17 protein-coding genes are annotated in these 18,283 nt (G+C 33.8%); 6 read left to right on the forward strand and 11 right to left on the reverse strand.

Features of this window, described 5'->3' with window-relative positions:
* Nucleotides 1-7: 7 nt before the first annotated feature.
* Both bamH and QLQ95_RS07425 read right to left on the reverse strand, forming a co-directional pair.
* Nucleotides 8-1,636: a BamH family beta-barrel-assembly machinery protein gene (gene bamH, locus QLQ95_RS07420; protein WP_482503246.1), complete on the reverse strand. Its 1,629-nt coding sequence runs from the start codon at nt 1,634-1,636 to the stop codon at nt 8-10.
* Between the two features lie 21 nt (nt 1,637-1,657).
* On the reverse strand, nt 1,658-2,464 hold the full coding sequence (locus tag QLQ95_RS07425) for a glycogen/starch synthase (RefSeq protein WP_095930313.1): 807 nt from the start codon (nt 2,462-2,464) through the stop codon (nt 1,658-1,660).
* Nucleotides 2,465-2,570: 106 nt separating this feature from the next.
* On the opposite strand from QLQ95_RS07425, the gene panC reads away from it, so the two are divergent.
* The 5 genes from panC to QLQ95_RS07450 all read left to right on the forward strand — a co-directional run bounded on the left by panC (nt 2,571) and on the right by QLQ95_RS07450 (nt 8,487).
* Nucleotides 2,571-3,419, forward strand: a complete 849-nt coding sequence (panC, locus tag QLQ95_RS07430) for a pantoate--beta-alanine ligase (protein WP_320495728.1) — start codon at nt 2,571-2,573, stop codon at nt 3,417-3,419.
* A 14-nt stretch (nt 3,420-3,433) separates the two neighbouring features.
* Nucleotides 3,434-3,784 (forward strand): aspartate 1-decarboxylase, encoded by a 351-nt coding sequence (panD, locus tag QLQ95_RS07435; protein WP_008465481.1) that lies wholly within the window; start codon nt 3,434-3,436, stop codon nt 3,782-3,784.
* A gap of 202 nt (nt 3,785-3,986) precedes the next feature.
* Nucleotides 3,987-5,141 carry an alpha/beta hydrolase gene (locus QLQ95_RS07440; RefSeq protein ID WP_482503250.1) on the forward strand — a complete coding sequence of 385 codons (1,155 nt, stop codon included), beginning with the start codon at nt 3,987-3,989 and terminating at the stop codon, nt 5,139-5,141.
* Nucleotides 5,141-6,502, forward strand: coding sequence for a DNA repair protein RadA (gene radA, locus QLQ95_RS07445; protein WP_095930311.1), 1,362 nt, complete (start codon nt 5,141-5,143; stop codon nt 6,500-6,502). Before QLQ95_RS07440 ends, radA begins: the two co-directional genes overlap by 1 nt.
* A gap of 20 nt (nt 6,503-6,522) precedes the next feature.
* The gene (locus QLQ95_RS07450; RefSeq protein ID WP_482503252.1) at nt 6,523-8,487 is read left to right on the forward strand and encodes a transglycosylase domain-containing protein; all 1,965 of its coding nucleotides are present in this window, start codon (nt 6,523-6,525) and stop codon (nt 8,485-8,487) included.
* 162 nt (nt 8,488-8,649) lie between these two features.
* Here QLQ95_RS07450 and QLQ95_RS07455 read toward each other — a convergent pair whose 3' ends face one another.
* The 3 genes from QLQ95_RS07455 to QLQ95_RS07465 form a co-directional block, all read right to left on the reverse strand.
* Nucleotides 8,650-9,687 (reverse strand): aldo/keto reductase, encoded by a 1,038-nt coding sequence (locus QLQ95_RS07455; protein WP_320495739.1) that lies wholly within the window; start codon nt 9,685-9,687, stop codon nt 8,650-8,652.
* A gap of 263 nt (nt 9,688-9,950) precedes the next feature.
* Nucleotides 9,951-10,895 carry an OmpA/MotB family protein gene (locus QLQ95_RS07460; protein ID WP_095930308.1) on the reverse strand — a complete coding sequence of 315 codons (945 nt, stop codon included), beginning with the start codon at nt 10,893-10,895 and terminating at the stop codon, nt 9,951-9,953.
* A 117-nt stretch (nt 10,896-11,012) separates the two neighbouring features.
* The gene (locus tag QLQ95_RS07465) at nt 11,013-11,774 is read right to left on the reverse strand and encodes an exodeoxyribonuclease III (RefSeq protein ID WP_095930307.1); all 762 of its coding nucleotides are present in this window, start codon (nt 11,772-11,774) and stop codon (nt 11,013-11,015) included.
* Between the two features lie 118 nt (nt 11,775-11,892).
* Between QLQ95_RS07465 and QLQ95_RS07470 the strand changes: the two genes are divergently transcribed.
* The gene (locus QLQ95_RS07470) at nt 11,893-13,695 is read left to right on the forward strand and encodes a GNAT family N-acyltransferase (RefSeq protein ID WP_095930306.1); all 1,803 of its coding nucleotides are present in this window, start codon (nt 11,893-11,895) and stop codon (nt 13,693-13,695) included.
* Between the two features lie 316 nt (nt 13,696-14,011).
* Here the strand turns inward: QLQ95_RS07470 and QLQ95_RS07475 are convergent, their stop codons facing one another.
* The 6 genes from QLQ95_RS07475 to QLQ95_RS07500 form a co-directional block, all read right to left on the reverse strand.
* Nucleotides 14,012-14,302 carry a hypothetical protein gene (locus QLQ95_RS07475; RefSeq protein ID WP_095930304.1) on the reverse strand — a complete coding sequence of 97 codons (291 nt, stop codon included), beginning with the start codon at nt 14,300-14,302 and terminating at the stop codon, nt 14,012-14,014.
* Between the two features lie 132 nt (nt 14,303-14,434).
* Nucleotides 14,435-15,532 carry a suppressor of fused domain protein gene (locus tag QLQ95_RS07480; protein WP_095930303.1) on the reverse strand — a complete coding sequence of 366 codons (1,098 nt, stop codon included), beginning with the start codon at nt 15,530-15,532 and terminating at the stop codon, nt 14,435-14,437.
* 181 nt (nt 15,533-15,713) lie between these two features.
* On the reverse strand, nt 15,714-16,094 hold the full coding sequence (locus QLQ95_RS07485; protein ID WP_482503255.1) for a DUF805 domain-containing protein: 381 nt from the start codon (nt 16,092-16,094) through the stop codon (nt 15,714-15,716).
* Nucleotides 16,095-16,296: 202 nt separating this feature from the next.
* Complete coding sequence (locus QLQ95_RS07490) at nt 16,297-16,575, reverse strand: TM2 domain-containing protein (RefSeq protein ID WP_095930301.1); 279 nt, start codon at nt 16,573-16,575, stop codon at nt 16,297-16,299.
* Between the two features lie 15 nt (nt 16,576-16,590).
* Nucleotides 16,591-17,007, reverse strand: coding sequence for a DUF805 domain-containing protein (locus QLQ95_RS07495; RefSeq protein WP_095930300.1), 417 nt, complete (start codon nt 17,005-17,007; stop codon nt 16,591-16,593).
* 190 nt (nt 17,008-17,197) lie between these two features.
* Nucleotides 17,198-18,148 (reverse strand): 2-hydroxyacid dehydrogenase, encoded by a 951-nt coding sequence (locus tag QLQ95_RS07500; protein ID WP_482503257.1) that lies wholly within the window; start codon nt 18,146-18,148, stop codon nt 17,198-17,200.
* Nucleotides 18,149-18,283 lie beyond the last annotated feature (135 nt).

Below are 18,283 nucleotides of genomic sequence, written 5' to 3' on the forward strand. Positions count from 1 at the left end.
ATATTTATTAATTTGGTTTCGTATAGTACACCTCAAGTTTCAATCTTTTATCTTCTGGAGTAGAAGTAGAGACTTTTCCTCCATATATAATTGTCCCAAGCGGATTTAATAATGATGTTCTAGGCACTACTGGAGTAATAGCATTTTTATCCTTAAGCGCATTAAACGCAACTGTAGTTGGGCTTAGAGAAACAACCAAGCCTAAATCAACATTTTTAACTGTCGCATCTTTTACTAAATTACGAATATGGCTCGTTATTCTAATTTTATAGCTTTTACCTCTTTTATCAGTACCTTTACTAATTACTCCACCATAAGCAGATACAGCATCTGTAGAGTAATCTGCTAAAATGGCATTATCTGTTAAATTATACAAATACACTCTATTCGGTTCTTGTGTACCAGTCATTTTATCAGCATCGATATAGAAAACTAAATTAGCTTCGTTTACTTTCCAATTCTTAATAGCGACATTACTTCTAATTTCATCCAATTGGTCAGGAACTCCATTTGCTCCATTTACTACCGCACCATTAGAATCATAACTTAAAACATCTGTTGGATTAAAAAGTTTTATAACCGCCAAAGAGCCTACTCCACCTTTTAAATAAAGCCTTTCATCTCCATCTGTTTTATTTACGTTTGTTGTTATAGCACTTTCATAGTCTGCATTTCTAGTATCTTGTAGAAAATTAGCCGTAGTTGTAAAAGTACCTTTCAAGTTCAAAAGAATCTCCTTGTCTTCGGTAGCTTCTGGATCATCTGTAGTTGAACTAGTTTTTGCTTTGTATTTAATTGTAATAACCCCTTTAGAAAAATCCATCAGCGCCAAATTACTCGGATTAGATCCAGATTTCTCAACATTAAAATACAAACCTCTAAAATATTCTTGAAAAACATCTTCTGCAGCAAGCTTTGAAGCATCTGCATTTAATATCCTATCTTGAAAAAACTGCTTGTTAAGCTGCAGCGTCATTTGAGGCGCTTTTCTTGTAGTTGTTTCTACTTTAGTAGTAGGATCTGTTGTTTTTATTACAATTTCTTTTGCATCAAAAAAGAATTCATCATTTTGCAAAACATCTCCATCATTCAATCTTGAGCCCACTTTTTTACTGTCAAATTCACTGTTTTGATCTGTATAATAAAACTGCGGCAACTGGGTACCTCCACTTAAATAACTGCTTCTCATCTGGATTCCAGACTCATAAACACTTAATTTTATTTTTCCATTTTTGTCTCCATAAATAGAATCCAATACATAAGTGGTATTCCCTTCATTATCTGTAGTTGTTGCATGGTTGAAATATGGAATTTCAAGCACAACACTTTGAATTACTGGAGAATCCCCAACTTTTATAGGATAGCTAGAAAGTCCTACCTGAGTTACAAAATTTGCCGTAGTGCTTGCAAAAAGCGGATTGTCTAAAATACCAAGAGCATTTGGTGTCATGGTATTTGATTGAATAGGGGTAACTTCTTGATTAAATGCTACAACATCGTATTTTTCAGCTTCAAGTCCAAAATGATCATCTCCAATCAAACCATCACCAATCGCATTAAAATCTTTGTCACAAGAATATAGAAAAACAGCCATTACAGCCAAAAGAGCTTTCTTAATAAAAGAAGTTTTATACATGTCAAAAAATAAAATTAAAATTTAAAGTCCAAATGTTCTATAGAAATTTGTATAAGCGTCAGCAAATGCATCTTTCGTGGCGAAAGGTAAAAAAGGTTTTCCTGAAGATTCTATAAATTTTGTTAAACTTGGAGAAACATTCTCTGATGCAATGATCACACCATCAGAATGTAAAATACTAGCTTTTAAAACATTCTCATAATTTGGCACTTCCAAATCTGACACTGCTTCATGAGGAACACCGTCAAATTTAACTTTATTTATCATTTCTAAATCTAGGTTCTCATCAAATGACTGGCCATAAACAGAAGTAATAATTTTCGTTTCAGAAAATAGTGCTTCGTGTTTATAATAATGCTTCATATAAATGGGTAGCATTGCCGCAAGCCAACCGTGAACGTGTATAATATCTGGAACCCAGTTTAATTTTTTCACAGTCTCCACAACGCCTTTTGCAAAGAAAATTGCTCTTTCGTCATTATCTGGATATAAAGCGCCCTCTTCATCTGTAAAAGTGGCTTTACGTTTGAAATATTCATCGTTATCAATAAAATAAACCTGGATTCTTTCTTTCGGAATGGAAGCTACTTTAATAATCAACGGCATATCTAAGTCATTCACTACCAAATTCATCCCTGAAAGTCTAATCACTTCATGCAATTGGTGTCTTCTCTCATTGATATTTCCATATCTTGGCATGAAAATTCTTATCTGACCGCCTTGGTCATTAATCATTTTCGGAACGTCATAAGACATTAAAGAAACCTCATTTTCAGCCAAGTAAGGCACGACTTCAGATGATACATATAATATCCTCTTATCTTTCATAATAGTATTTTACTTAATTTTGGTAATAAAAACGTCGCAAAATTACAAAAATTTATGCAGTTTATAACTAATATATTATGTTTGCATAAATTTTAATAATACCTCAATGCATATTTTCTACAGTAAAGCAGCGTTGATAGCTTATCTTAAAACTATCAAAACCGCAAATTCTACTATCGGATTTGTACCCACAATGGGCGCTTTACACCAAGGACATTTGGCTTTAATGCAACGTTCGTTAAAAGAAAACAACGATACAGTAGTAAGTATTTTTGTCAACCCAACTCAATTTAACAACGCCGAAGATTTAGCAAAATATCCTAGGACACTAGAAGAAGATGTTAAGAAAATGCGTACATTAAGCGATAAAATTATTTTATACGCACCTTCAGTCGAAGATATTTATGAAGGAAATACCGTTTCGCAGACTTTTGATTTTGACGGATTGGAAAACCAGATGGAAGGAAAATTCAGACCTGGTCATTTTAATGGTGTCGGAACAATTGTAAAACGTCTTTTTGAAATCGTAACTCCAACAAATGCCTATTTTGGAGAAAAAGATTTTCAGCAGCTTCAAATTGTAAAAAAATTAGTTGAAAAAACTGATTTACCAGTAAACGTTGTCGGTTGTCCTATTTTTAGAGAAGAAAATGAACTTGCAATGAGCTCAAGAAACGAACGTCTAACTTCGCAAGAAAGAAAAGATGCTTCTATTATCTACAAAGTTTTAACCGAGGCAAAAGAGATTTTCCAAACTCACTCTCCGCAAGAAACAATCGAATTTGTAGAAAATTCCTTCAAAGACAACAAAGAGTTCGAACTGGAGTATTTTGTTATTGCTGACGAATCTACACTTTTGTCTATCGATAAGAAAGAGAATGATAAAAAATATCGCGCATTTATAGCGGTATTTGTTAATTCTATAAGACTGATTGACACCATTTCATTAAATTAATCTAACTTTGCAGCATGCAAATTCAAGTTATAAAATCAAAAATTCATCGAGTTAAAGTAACTGGAGCCGATTTAAATTACATTGGAAGTATTACTATTGATGAAACTCTACTAGAGGCTTCAAATATTATTGAAGGCGAAAAAGTATCTATTGTTAACATTAATAATGGCGAGCGTTTTGAGACTTACGCTATTAAAGGTGAAAAAAATTCAGGAGAAATTACTTTAAATGGTCCTGCAGCTAGAAAAGTGCAAAAAGATGATATCATCATTATCATTTCTTATGCTACTTTGGATTTTGAAGAAGCAAAAACCTTCAAACCATGGATTATTTTCCCGAATGAAAACGACAATTCTTTAACCTAAGATTTTCTTTTTCTTACCGAATTCCCCTACTTTGTCAAAAGTCAATTTTGCACAAAGAAAGTTTCTTTTGTCTTAATCTAAAGTGATTTTGACGCTAAAATACTGTGCTTCAAATTTTAACCTCTTTAACAAAGAAGCAAATAAAATAGTATATTGCTACACTATTTTCAATACTTTTTAATTTACTGAAATGCCACAAATCATGAAAAAAGTTTACCTACTATTTTTATTAATTTCGTTTTCGTCGTTTGCCCAAAAAACGTTCGACAACATTAAATCGGAAAAACTCGGAGAAGAGCGTAGAATTACAATCGGACTTCCTGCTTCTTACGAAGCCAACAAAGACAAAAAATATCCTGTTCTTTATTTATTGGATGGCGATTATTTATTTGATCCTTTTTCTGGAGCTGTAAGCTACGGAACTTATTGGGATGATATTCCAGAAATGATTATCATTGGAATTCATCAAAATAAAGATGGAGAACGTTTTGATGACACAACAATCGACCAAAATGAAGGACTTCCTTTTGAAAAAGGCGCAAAATTTTTCGAATTTATCGGAGCTGAATTAGTACCATATATCGAAAAAAAATACCGCACTTCGCCTTTTAGACTTATTGCAGGTCACGATTTAACAGCAAGTTTTGCTAATTTTTATTTATATAAAGAAATTCCGCTTTTTAACGCCTATATCTGTTTAAGTCCAGAACTTGCTCCAAAAATGGAAGTGCGTATTGCAGAGAAATTTGCTAAAATAAAAAGCCCTGTCTTCTATTACCTTTCTGCAGGAGAAGGTGATATTAAAAAAATTAAAGAGCCAATAGAAAAATTAAACAGCAATATTAAAATCGCCAATAATCCGTTAGTGAATTATAAATATGATGTATTTAAAGGCGCAACACATTATACAGAAGTATTGCATTCTATACCAAGTGCATTATATCAGATTTTTGAAGTATACCGTCCTATAAATTCTGCCGAATACAACGACAAAATTGCGGTTCTTCAAACAGGTTATGCAGAATATTTAGAAAAAAAATATGCTACAATGTCTGAAGTTTTAGGAGTTCAAATTCCAGTTCGAATGAGCGATTTTAAAGTAATGGAAAACCTTATTCTAAAAAGAAATGCCTACGATGAGTTAGGAAAAATGGCTGAAATTGGAAATGTAAATTATCCTAAAGCCATGTTGGGAGAATATGAATTAGGTTTGATGTACGAAAAAATGGGCGATCCTAAACATGCTTCGAAAAAATACCAAAACGCTTCACAAATGGAGCCAATTGGTGATTTGAACAAAGACTTGATGTATGAGAAAATTGACGAAATGAATACACTTGCTAAAAAAAGTAAATAATGTCAAAAGTTAAAACTTCCTTTTTCTGCCAAAACTGCGGAACCCAATATGCCAAATGGCAAGGGCAATGCAACGCGTGCAAAGAATGGAATACGATTGCCGAAGAAATCATTCAAAAACAAGATAAGGTCGCTTGGAAGAGTGAACCTACTCCAACAAGCAAAGCACCAAAACCTTTAAAAATTAACGAAATTGATTCTACACAGGAAGTCCGAATGGACACTACTGATAGCGAATTGAATCGTGTTTTAGGCGGCGGACTTGTTCCTGGATCTTTGACTCTTTTGGGCGGTGAGCCCGGCATCGGAAAAAGTACACTTTTACTTCAAGTATCATTAAAGTTACCTTATAAAACATTATATGTTTCTGGAGAAGAAAGTCAGAAACAAATTAAAATGCGCGCAGAAAGAATAACTCCAAACAGCGACAACTGTTATATTCTTACTGAAACCAAAACGCAGAATATATTTAAACAAATTGAAACCATTCAGCCTGAAGTGGTCATAATCGACTCGATTCAGACTTTACATACCGATTATATCGAATCGACTGCGGGAAGTATTTCTCAGATTCGTGAAACCACAGCAGAATTGATAAAATTTGCTAAAGAAAGTAATATCCCCGTAATCTTGATTGGGCACATTACAAAAGACGGAAATATCGCTGGACCAAAAATTCTAGAACATATGGTCGATACTGTGCTCCAATTTGAAGGCGACAGAAATCATATTTATCGAATTTTGCGTTCGCTTAAAAACCGTTTTGGATCTACATCAGAACTAGGAATTTATGAAATGTTGGGGAGCGGATTACGAGAAGTTAGCAATCCTTCTGAAATCCTGATTTCTCATAAAGACGAAGAATTATCGGGAACTGCAATTGCGACAACTTTAGAAGGTATGCGTCCGTTGATGATCGAAATACAATCTTTAGTGAGTACAGCTGTTTATGGAACACCGCAAAGAAGTACAACAGGTTACAACGCAAAAAGGCTAAACATGATTTTGGCTGTTTTAGAAAAAAGAGCTGGATTTCGCTTAGGCGCAAAAGACGTTTTCTTGAATGTAACTGGCGGAATTTCTGTTGATGATCCTGCAATTGACTTGGCGGTTGTTGCCGCAATTTTATCATCAAATGAAGATATTCCGGTTGGAAAAGGATTCTGTTTTGCTGGCGAGGTCGGACTTTCTGGCGAAATTCGTCCTGTAAACCGTGTAGATCAACGCATTCAGGAAGCTGAAAAACTAGGTTTCGATACTATTTTTGTTTCTAAATACAACAAAATTGCTTTAAAAAATACCGGAATTAAGATTGAGCTTGTAGCAAAAATTGAAGATGTTGCCAGCATACTTTTTGGCTGATTTCAAATACCACTCCTCCTATGAATTTTCCAAAACAAAAAATATACAAAGCACTAAAAATACTAGGAATAGTAATAATCGTGCTTTGCATCGGACTTTACTATTTTCGTGATTCCCTTTTAAAACAAGCCATTGCAAAAGTTACCCATAAAATGGCCGTTCAATACCAAAGTAACTTTTCTGTACAATCGGCTTCATTTGATGGTTTATCGACTATAAAATTGACAGATGTAGTTTTAGCTCCAATAAATGCTGATACCCTTGTCAAAATAAAAAATGTCGAAACCAGCATCAGTTTAAGTAATTTATTAATTGGAGATATTCAAGTTGGAACTTTAAAAGTAGACAATGGATATATTCAATTAGTAAAAAAAGGCAAAAAACGAAATTTTGATGCTTTTCTAAAAAGAGATCGAGAAGAAACCGATTCAAATGAAAAACGTAAATACGCTGCTTTTGCTTACAGAATCATTTCGAAAGTATTGAATTTGGTTCCGACCGATATGGATTTGAAAAACTTCAAATTCAAAATTGACGATAACGGAAAACAAACCAATATTGCTGTAGATAAACTCGTTTTAAGCAACAAACAGCTCGAAACCAATCTTCATGTTCAAGCAAAAGATTTTGATCAGCGTTGGAACATTAAAGGATTTGCTGATCCGAGAAACAAAAAAGCAGACATTCGTTTTTTCAATTTAGATACTGGCGCTATTCGCGTTCCGTATTTAGATCAGCGTTATAACTTAAAGGCAAGTTTCGATTCTATCCGTTTGAATGTTCAAAACATAGACAAAAGCGGCAGCGAACTCCATATAGACGGTTACACTTCTATTGCAAATCTTAAAATCAATCATCCAAAAATCGCGAGCAAAGATGTCGTTATAAAAAATGCGCGTTTTGATTACCGATTTTTATTAGGCGATAGCTTTATTTCTATTGACAGTACATCAACCATGCAGTTAAATAAAATCAAGGTTCGTCCTTACATTTCTTATGATACTGAAAAAGACACGATTTATACTTTGAAAATGGACATTCCAAAAATGAAAGCGCAAGATTTTATCGTTTCGCTTCCCGACGGTTTATTCACGCATTTTCAAGGAATGCAGGCAACTGGAAATTTCGATTACAAATTGGATTTCAAATTCAATAAAAACAAACCCAATACGCTTGTTTTTGACAGTAAGCTTAACAAAGAAGATTTACGAATCACTAAATATGGTGAAGCCGATTTAAATAAACTAAACGGCGAGTTTGTGTATCGTGCCATTATTCAGAATGTGTTGCAACGACCTGTTTTGGTCGGAAATGCAAATCCGAATTATACGCCTTTGGACCAAATTTCTCCTTATTTAAGAAAATGTGTTTTAACAACCGAAGATCCTTCTTTCTTCTCGCATCGCGGATTCATAAACGAAGCCTTCAAACAATCGATTCTTAAAAACATTCGAACTAAGAAATTCTCTCGCGGTGCCAGCACAATCAGCATGCAGTTAATTAAGAATGTCTTTTTAACTCGTGAAAAGACGCTTTCGCGAAAGCTTGAAGAAATTCTTCTGGTTTACATTTTAGAAAACAACCGAATTGTAAGCAAGGAAAGAATGTTAGAAGTGTATTTCAATATTATTGAATGGGGACCAAATGTGTACGGAATTGGAGAAGCAAGTCATTTCTATTTTCAAAAAAGCCCTTCGGCTTTAAATGTTGACGAATGTTTGTATTTGGCAACTATTATTCCGAAACCAAGAAAATTCATGTATCAGTTTAACGATCAAGGTAACTTGAAAGATTACGCTATTAAAAACCAAAAATTCCTAAAGAATTTAATGTTTAGAAGAGGCCTTTTAGTTCCAGAAGACACAATCGGATTATTGCCTGTTTACATTTCAGGAAATGCGCGTTCTCTAATCAAAATTAAAGTTCCAGATTCTACAGCAATCAAAAAAGATTCTTTGGCTGTTGATGATGAATTTGATTTGTAATTAAGAGAAGTTTAACCGCAAGGTTCGCTAAGATTTACGCAAAGCACGCAAAGATTTTTTAACTTTTAAAAGGAAAATCTTTGCGTGCTTTTCTATTATTTTATTGATTAAAACATTGCGAACTTTGCGTAAATCTTTGCGCTCTTCGCGGTTAAATATACTTTAAGGCGCAGGATCTGGAATTATAGCCTGAACCGCATCAATTTCTGCTAAGATTTGTTTAGAAAGAACCACATCAATTGTGTCGATGTTTTCTTTTAATTGTTCCATAGTTGTCGCTCCGATAATAGAACTTGTTAAAAAAGGCTGTTGCAAAACAAATCCCATTGCCAATTGCGTTAACGTTAAACCATGTTTTTTAGCGATTTCCAGATACAATTTAGTCGCTTCAGTACATTGGTCACTATTGTAACGTTTGTACTGCGGAAAAAGATTAATTCTTGCTTTCGGGTGACTTTCTCCAGTTAAGAATTTTCCAGTCAAAACTCCGAAGGCTAAAGGCGAATATCCTAACAAACCAACATTTTCATATTTCGAAACTTCTGCAGAATTCACTTCAAATAAACGGTTCAATAAAGAATATGGATTTTGAACTGTTTTAATTCTTGGAAGATTGTTGTATTTGCTTTCTTCCAAAAGACGCATCATTCCCCAAGCATTTTCATTAGAAACTCCAATATGTTTGATTTTCCCTTCTTTGATTAATCCGTCAAAAGTTTCAAGAATTTCTCTAAAGTTATCCTCCCAAACATCATCATGTCCGTGAAAAGCGCGCTGTCCGAAATTATTCGTTTTTCTTTCTGGCCAGTGCATTTGGTACAAATCGATATAATCAGTCTGTAGTCTTTTCAAACTGTTTTCAACTGCATACTTAATACTTGCTGGAGAAAAATCCAGTTTCTCACGCATGTATCCAAAATTCGGATTCGGACCCGCAATTTTAGATGCTAAAACCACTTTGTCTCTATTTCCTGATTTTTTAAACCAAGTGCCAATAATTTTTTCTGTGCTTCCGTAAGTCGCTTCACTCGCAGGAACCGAGTACATTTCGGCAGTATCAAAGAAATTAACTCCTCTTTCAAGAGCATAATCCATTTGTTCGTGCCCTTCTGCTTCTGTATTCTGCTGCCCGAAAGTCATTGTTCCAAGGCATATTTTACTAACTTTTATATCGGTGTTGGGTAAAGTAGTGTATTTCATTTTTTTTAAAGATACTGAGTTGCTAAAATTCTAAGGTTCTAAGTTTTTTCCCTTTTTTAATAATAAGTCTTCAAAGATACGAACCGATTTTTCAAATCTAAAAATGAGAAAGGTTAAAAAAAGTACAAGATTTATTTTGAGAGGCTAAGGTACTGAGGAGCTAAGGTTCTAAGTTTAAATTCCAATCAATAAAAAAGGTTCAAAGTAAAACTTTGAACCTTTTTAAAATCTTAAAAACTTAGTATCTCAGAACCTTAGCATCTTTAATTAATACTATTCAACATCTCCGCAATCTCATCTAATCTTGGAGTTAAGATAATTTCGATTCTACGGTTTTTCGCTTTTCCTTCTGGAGTTGCGTTGCTTGCCAAAGGAGAAAACTCGCTTCTTCCTGCTGCTGTTAGTTTTTGTTTATTGATTTTTGGATTTTCGGTTAAAATCGCTACGATTGCTGTTGCTCTTTTAGTCGATAAATCCCAATTGTTTGCGATTGGCCCCGAACCAGCATACGGATCATCGTCTGTATGTCCTTCAATTAAAACAGAAAGATCTGGATTATCACCTAAAACTTTTCCAAGTTCGACAACCGCTTTTCTACCTTCTGTTCCAACAGCCCAACTTCCTGAGTTGAAAAGTAATTTGTTTTCCATAGAAACATAAACTTTTCCGTTTTTATGTTCTACTGTCAAACCTTTACCTTCAAAACCAGTTAATGCTTTAGATAAAGTTTCTTTAAGCTTACGCATTGCTTCTTCTTTCGCAGCAATCATATCTTCCAATTCTTTTAGACGATTTGCCGTTTTGTCCAAACGAGCCTGTTCCTCTGCAAGAGCTTTACCCTTTGCTTCCAATTGCGCTAACAATTCGCGGTTTTTAGCCATGTTTTTCTCTAGTGCATCATTGCTGTTTTTCTCCAATGCATTATACGAATCTTGTAAAACTTTGTATTTATTTTGAGCCGCCGCTAAATCTGCTTTTTGTTTTGCCAAATCATCATTAGCAGTTGCTAAATCTTTAACCAGTTTATCACGATCGGTTTCCAATTGATTCTTTGCTTTCTTCAAATTTTCATTTTCATCAGCAATAGAACGATTTTCTTTTTTCAAATCTGAATATTTTGTTTCTAGATCATTGTAAATTTTCTTAGAAACACACGACGTTGTGGACAAAGCTAATGCTAGTAATCCGATGGAGGCTTTTTTAATCATCTTCTTTAATTCGTTTTTATTCTGGGGCGTTTAATAATTTTTTAATGTCAAAATTCAATGCCAATTGCAATCTGAATTTTAAGACCAAAATTCATTCAACAAGAACAATACCAAAAATTAGTCAATCTCGACTAAAATCGGACAATGGTCTGAATGCATAGCATCTGGTAGTATAACCGCTCTTTTTAATCTCTTTTCTAGCGCATTGCTTACCAGATTATAATCGATACGCCAGCCTTTGTTATTTCCTCTCGCTCCTGCACGGTAACTCCACCAAGAATAATGATGTGGCTCTTTATTGAAATGACGGAAACTATCTATAAATCCAGATTTCATAAAGGCATCTAACCATGCGCGCTCTGCCGGAAGAAATCCAGAAACTGTTTTGTTACGAACCGGATCGTGAATATCAATTGCTTCGTGACAAATATTATAATCACCACAAATAATAAGGTTCGGAACCGTAAGTTTCAATTCGTTGACATAATTCTGAAAATCATCCATAAACATAAACTTATGATCCAGCCTTTCAATGTTTGTTCCAGATGGAAGATACAAGCTCATTACAGAAACATCATCAAAATCTGCACGAAGATTTCTACCCTCAAAATCCATATGATGAATTCCCGTACCGTAAACAATATTGTTTGGTTTAGTTTTAGAAAGAATAGCTACTCCACTGTATCCTTTTTTGGTTGCAGGATAGTAGTATTGAAACGGATAACCCGCTGCTGTTATATCATCTACCGGAATTTGATCTTGTGTTGCTTTTATTTCCTGAAGGCATATTACATCAGGATTTGCTTGTTGCAGCCACTCGATAAACCCTTTGTTTATTGCCGCTCTAATTCCGTTTACATTATAAGAAATAATTTTCATCAGTGATTTTTTTAGGATTTCAAATGTAATAAAAAAGTGCAAAGTTTGTCTTGGAAACAACGAAAAGTAGACTTTTTTGTTATCTTTGTTCGCTGTTCTAATAAATTAAAAGTAGTACATGGGGTTAGTTACCGCGAAAGAAGTTGCAAAGGCAATAAATGTTGAAAAGTACGGAGTTTTCGGTACCTTTTCTGGCTGGATTCTTATGAAGGTTCTTAAGATCTCGACCCTTAATAAAATTTACGATCGTAATAAACATTTGGAAGACCTTGACTTTTTGAATGGAATTTTGGATGAAATGGAAATTAAGTTCGAAATCCCAGAAGAAGATTTAAAACGTCTACCAAAAGATGGTGCGTATATTACCATTTCAAATCATCCGCTTGGCGGAATTGACGGAATTTTGCTTTTGAAATTAATGCTTGAAAGAGAGCCAAATTTCAAAATCATTGCCAATTTCTTGTTACACAGAATTGTTCCGATGAAGAAATACATTATGCCGGTTAATCCTTTTGAAAACCATAAGGATGCAAAATCGAGCGTAATTGGCATTAAAGAAACGTTACGCCATTTAAGCGACGGAAAACCTTTGGGTATTTTTCCTGCTGGTGAAGTTTCAACTTATAAAGATGGCAAATTAGTAGTGGATAAACCTTGGGAAGAAGGTGCGCTGAAATTAATCAGAAAAGCAAAAGTTCCTGTAGTTCCAATTTACTTTCATGCCAAAAACAGTAAATTATTCTACTGGCTTTCTAAAATTGATGATACTTTGCGTACCGCCAAATTACCTTCTGAATTGCTTACGCAAAAAGATCGTGTAATTAAAGTTCGTATCGGAAAACCAATTTCTGTAAGTGAACAAAACGAAATTGAATCTTTTGAAGAATATTCAGAATTCTTGAGAAAGAAAACCTATATGCTAGCTAATCCGTTTGAGAAAGACACCAAACTGATCGATACAGCAAGTCTTAAAATACCGAAAGCACCTAAAAAAATCGTAACAGCTGCAAGCGAATCAAAATTGATTGATGAAGTTCAGGCATTACGTGATAGTGACAGCAGGTTTTTACAAAGCAAAAACTACGAGGTTTTCTTTGCAAGCGCAAAAGAGATTCCGAACATTTTGCACGAAATCGGCCGTTTACGCGAAATCACTTTCCGTGAAGTTGGAGAAGGAACGAATGAATCTATCGATTTAGACGAATACGACCAATATTATCACCATATGTTTTTATGGGATGACGAAACCAAAAAAATCGCTGGTGCTTACCGTATGGGATTAGGTTCTGAAATCTATCCAAAATATGGAATTGAAGGTTTCTACTTAACGGATCTTTTCAGATTTGAACCAGAACTTCATGATATGATGCACAAATCGATTGAAATGGGTCGTGCATTTATCGTAAAAGAGTATCAGCAAAAACCAATGCCTTTGTTCTTATTATGGAAAGGTATTATTCATACCACTTTGCGCCATCCAGAACATAAATATTTAGTTGGAGGTGTAAGTATCAGTAATCAGTTTTCAGATTTCTCTAAATCATTGATGATTGAGTTTATGAAGTCGAACTATTACGATCCGTATATCGCGCAATACATTCACCCGAAAAAAGCGTACAAAGTAAAACTAAAAGACGCCGATAAAGATTTCATTTTTGACGAAGCAGAATCTGACTTGAATAAGTTTGATAAAATCATTGATGAATTAGAACCAGGAAACTTACGTTTGCCTGTTTTAATTAAGAAATACATCAAACAAAACGCAAGAGTAGTTGCTTTTAATGTTGACCCATTATTCAACAATGCAATCGACGGTTTAATGTATATTAGAATTGCAGATATTCCAGAAAGCACCATGAAACCTGTAATTGAAGAGTTTCAGATTGAATTGGAAAAGAAATTATCTGAGAAAGAAGATTAAGTTTATCTTTTAAAACATAGAGAAAGCCTCATTTGAAATATACAAATGAGGCTTTCTTATTCACTGTCTTATCCTAAAAAACAATTCATTCCCTATAAATGTCTCGTTGCTAGTAGGATTAAATTTTAATTTCAATCATACGCTTCGTATGAATGTTTGATAAGGAGACCAGATCGCAAGGATTTAAAATCTGTGCCCCAAAAGAGTATGACAATAAATCTATACAACAAAATTCAATTCATTTTCTAAGACTAATCAGCTATGATTGCTTTTAACTTTGTTGGCATAAATATTCTTTCCTATTGAAATGCGATTTTTATATTTCATCTATCACCACACCCAATCCTTGATCTTGCATAAAATTCTGAATTAGTAGTAGTAATTCATTTCTTTGAGTTGCATTAAGGTTTACACTGACAAAGAGCCCAATAGAAATCAAATTTATATCTACTAACTCCCAATTAGATGTCTTATCAGAAATAAACAAACCATTTTCTTTCACCTTAATATCTTCAAAACTTCGGTTTTTCTTTAGATAGTCGCACAATTTTTGCAAAAGAGCAAAATCAATTTTCTTATCCGTAACAACATTATATTCAAAACTCATAATCTAAATCTTTTACTTTACAACCTCTGCTGTCGTTGCTTTGTACTTTATTGATATTATAATTTTTTCTATTTGAAAAGGGCTCGGATTTCAAATCAGTGCTATCGAGTTTTCTTTTTTTCATACTAATCCTTAAACCACTTCATTTCGCTCTAAATTGAATATTTCCTCTCCTATACTGTCAAGTTTACTTAGTACAGCTTGTGAGCCAGATTCTTTCATTACCTCCAATTCTCTTTCCGAAACTGGCACAATCCATAAAAAAGATATATTTGATTTGGCATAACTAGTTAAGTTCATTTGAGGCAAAACTTTTAATTTATTAGTAAGTACCGCATACTTAAATTTTTCGCTAATACTTGTTTGAAATTCTACCGTATGTCCTTCTGCTAAAAATGTAATATAGTCCCATGGTATCATTGTAATTCCGCTTACCAAACCCGCAACGTCATTTATTTGCTCATTTGTCATTCCTGACTTTAAAATAACTCCAAGTTCAATCCTATTCACTTCATTAGGATTTTCACAATACATTTCTACTTTTGGCTGTGGACGTAATGATACTGCTACAGTTGCAAAAACAGTCTTTTCTTTTCCTTCAAACACATACAAACCTTTTGGAGGTCCTTCTGGTCCATCAATTGCAAAATATTTTTCACTTTTACCGAATATTTCATCGTAGTAATTTAAGATTTCAGGCTGTACCAATTGAAAAGGATTAGGTTCTTTATCCCATGCTTCCAAAAAATCAATGGCGCTTTCAATACGTTTGCGCATTTCATTGTCTGCTGAAAGTTCCCATGCAAAATCGCCAGCACCGTTGCAATCACGCGAATACCCATAAAATCCTCCATCACCTCCCCAACTAGGAATTACGCATAAAATCTCTCCATTTTCCAATAATGCTGCTCCATCTCCTTCTTCCAACCAAACAATTTCCAAATTATCAGAACTAAGTGCCTCTTGACCTTTTGGGAATTTGCAAAACTCTTTGGTTAACATAGGAGGAACACCTTTTTCCATCAATTTTGTTTCTATTTTTTCTGGTGCTTCAGTTAAATTTCGAATCCAGCAGCTTTTCATACCAAAATCTTCATTATCACCAAACAAATAAAAATAAGCTGTTCTATTGTCTTGCTCTACAACAGCTGTTATTGGACAACTTGGACTTCGAAGTTCAAGAAGAACTTCGGGCTTTTCAATCTTATTGTTTCTACTAAATAATCCCATATTTTACATCAAAATTTAATTACAATGAAGTAACGTTTTTTATTTAGTAAAATAAAATTTTTATTCTCGTGTCTTAAGTTAAAATCATTTCTTCGCGAGAAAATTCAAAAAAAAAATCCCATTTTCATTTAATACATGAAATGGGATTTACTTCTAATTACATTTTTTAAAACCAGAAAAGTTATTCTTTCCCAATTTCATTGATTTCCTCTAACTGATTCTTAGGATCTGCACCATACTGATTTGGCCCTTTTTCACCTTCTGTACAAGCTAAAATCAAATTATAAATTGGAATAAGTACATACCACCCACTTTTTGCGACATCATGCATTCTTCTAACCGCAACAGCCAATGATGGAATTAAAACCAATAAAGAATATATCAAACCTAATATACCCGTTTTTCCAGGTCCAAAAGTTAAACCAGTAGTAGCATCTATAACGTTCAACACTACAGATATGATGGTACTTACCAAGAAAAACATCCAATATTCTTTTCTTCTTGCTCTTCCATCAAAATTTGTATAGTTCTCAAGAACTACTTTTTTGTACATTTCTAACATAATAAAAATCTTTATAATTCCCTACTCTTTATGGATTTTCAGTTACTCCATTACTCTCTTCTATCAGAGTGCAAGATTACTCACTTTGAAAATCTTCTAGAGCCATTAAAAGTTTTTAAAATATCACGAAAAGACATTTTTAGACATAAAAAAATCCCATTCAGTTCTGAATGGGATTTTTAGTATTATATGCATTTTTCTCTTAAAACCAGCCTTTTTTACCAACTTGGTACGTTTGGTAAAAATCTTCATCTGATTTTGTTAAGTAGATGATTCCTTCAATGAATCCAATTATACTACCAACTCCGCAAGTTACGATTGTAATTACAATTTGGATGATTCCTTCTTGAGTGTATCCTAAGATAAATTTATGAATACCTAAGTATCCAAAAATAATTCCCATAATTCCTGCTAATACTTTTTTATTCTCTTGTCTAGGTTGAGATGGTGTATTCCAGCTTTCTGGTTTTGTAGTTTCCATTTTTATATTATTTAGTTAATTATTAATTCCGATTTCATCAATTTCTTCAATAGTACTTTTAGGATCTGGACCGTAATAGTTTTCTCCGTGTTCTCCTTCTGTTGCTAATAAAACAAGAAACCAGATAGGACCAACCAACGGAATAAAAGAAATTAAAACATTCCAACCGCTTTTACCCAAGTCGTGCATCCTTCTAACTGTTACAGCCAAAGATGGGATTAAAGCAATAAGAGAATACAAAGCAATTAATCCTATTGCAACTGGAAAACCTAAAAATCCTCCGCCAATTACTGATACTATTATAGCTAAAGCAATAAACACAAAAAAGATTACTGCTGTTGCCAGACGAAAATACCAATATTCACTTCTTCTAGCTCTTCCGCTAAAATTTGAATAGTTCTGGAACATGGCAATTTTATACCATTCAATCATACTTAGGATAATTTGTTTTTGGGCCTACTCTTGGGATTTTCGGTTTTCTCCGAACTTAAAAAAAAAGAATCTATTTAGACTCATTCTTTTAAATTCGGAAACAATATTATTAAAAATTAACAAATAAAACTAATCTTGCCAAATAAAATTTACAGGAAAAAACTCGTTATTAAAATCTAAAGGCTGTGGGCTATTTTTTACCGTAAACTGCTTTGATTTTATCGACAATTACCTGAGCCAAACGTTCGTGACTTTCAAAAGTCCAACCGGCAATATGAGGCGTTAGCAATACATTTTTTGCCTCCATAAGATATTGAAGTGCTTCTGGTGTATTATTTTCTTGGAATAAAGTTTCAAACGAAAGCTTTTCATATTCCAGAACATCCAATCCAGCACCGAGAATTTTTTTAGACTTCAGGGCTTCAACCAAATCTGCTGTAACAATATTTTTACCACGTGAAGTATTAATGATCCAAAAAGGCTTTTTAAACGCATTTATAAAGTCGCTATTCACCATTTTATCTGTTTCTGGTGTCCAAGGAAGGTGAAGACTTAAAACGTCTGTTTTTTCGCGTAATTCTTCCAACGAAACTTGTTTGGCATTTTCATCGCCAACGTTGTCCAAAATATCATAACATAAAACTTCTGTATCAAAACCTCTCAGTTTTTTAGCAAAAGCTTTACCCATATTTCCGTAACCGATAATCCCGACTGTTTTTAAATCCAATTCATGGCCGCGATTGCTTTCGCGATTCCAATGTCCGGCTTTTACTTCTGCATCAGCTTGGTTTAAATTATTAAATAAAGATAAAATTACGCCAAGCGAATGTTCTGCAACAGCGTTGCGGTTTCCTTCGGGAGCAGCAATAAGATGAATTCCTTTCGCAGAAGCATACTCACAATCAATACTTTCCAGACCTGCACCCACTCTCGCAATAAATTGCAACTTTGTTGCAGCGTCTAAAAAAGTCTTATCAATCTTGAAACGGCTGCGAATTACGATTCCATTATAGTCTTGAATTTTCGCTTCAATTTCTTCTTTTGAAGATTTAAAATCGGCGTGATTTTCGAAACCCGCTTCTTCCAATTGATTCCATAAAATTGGATTATTGCTGTCGATATGAAGAATTTTTATACTCATTTTTTTCTAAATTTTATAAAAAACAAAAATACGGTTAATTTGATCTCGTGAAGTCACAAAGCCCCAAAGTTTTTCCTATTACAATAAACTTTGAACCTCTGAATCTTTGCGCCTTTGCTCCTAAACTTTTTATTG

Source organism: Flavobacterium sp. B330r (genome assembly GCF_056824325.1).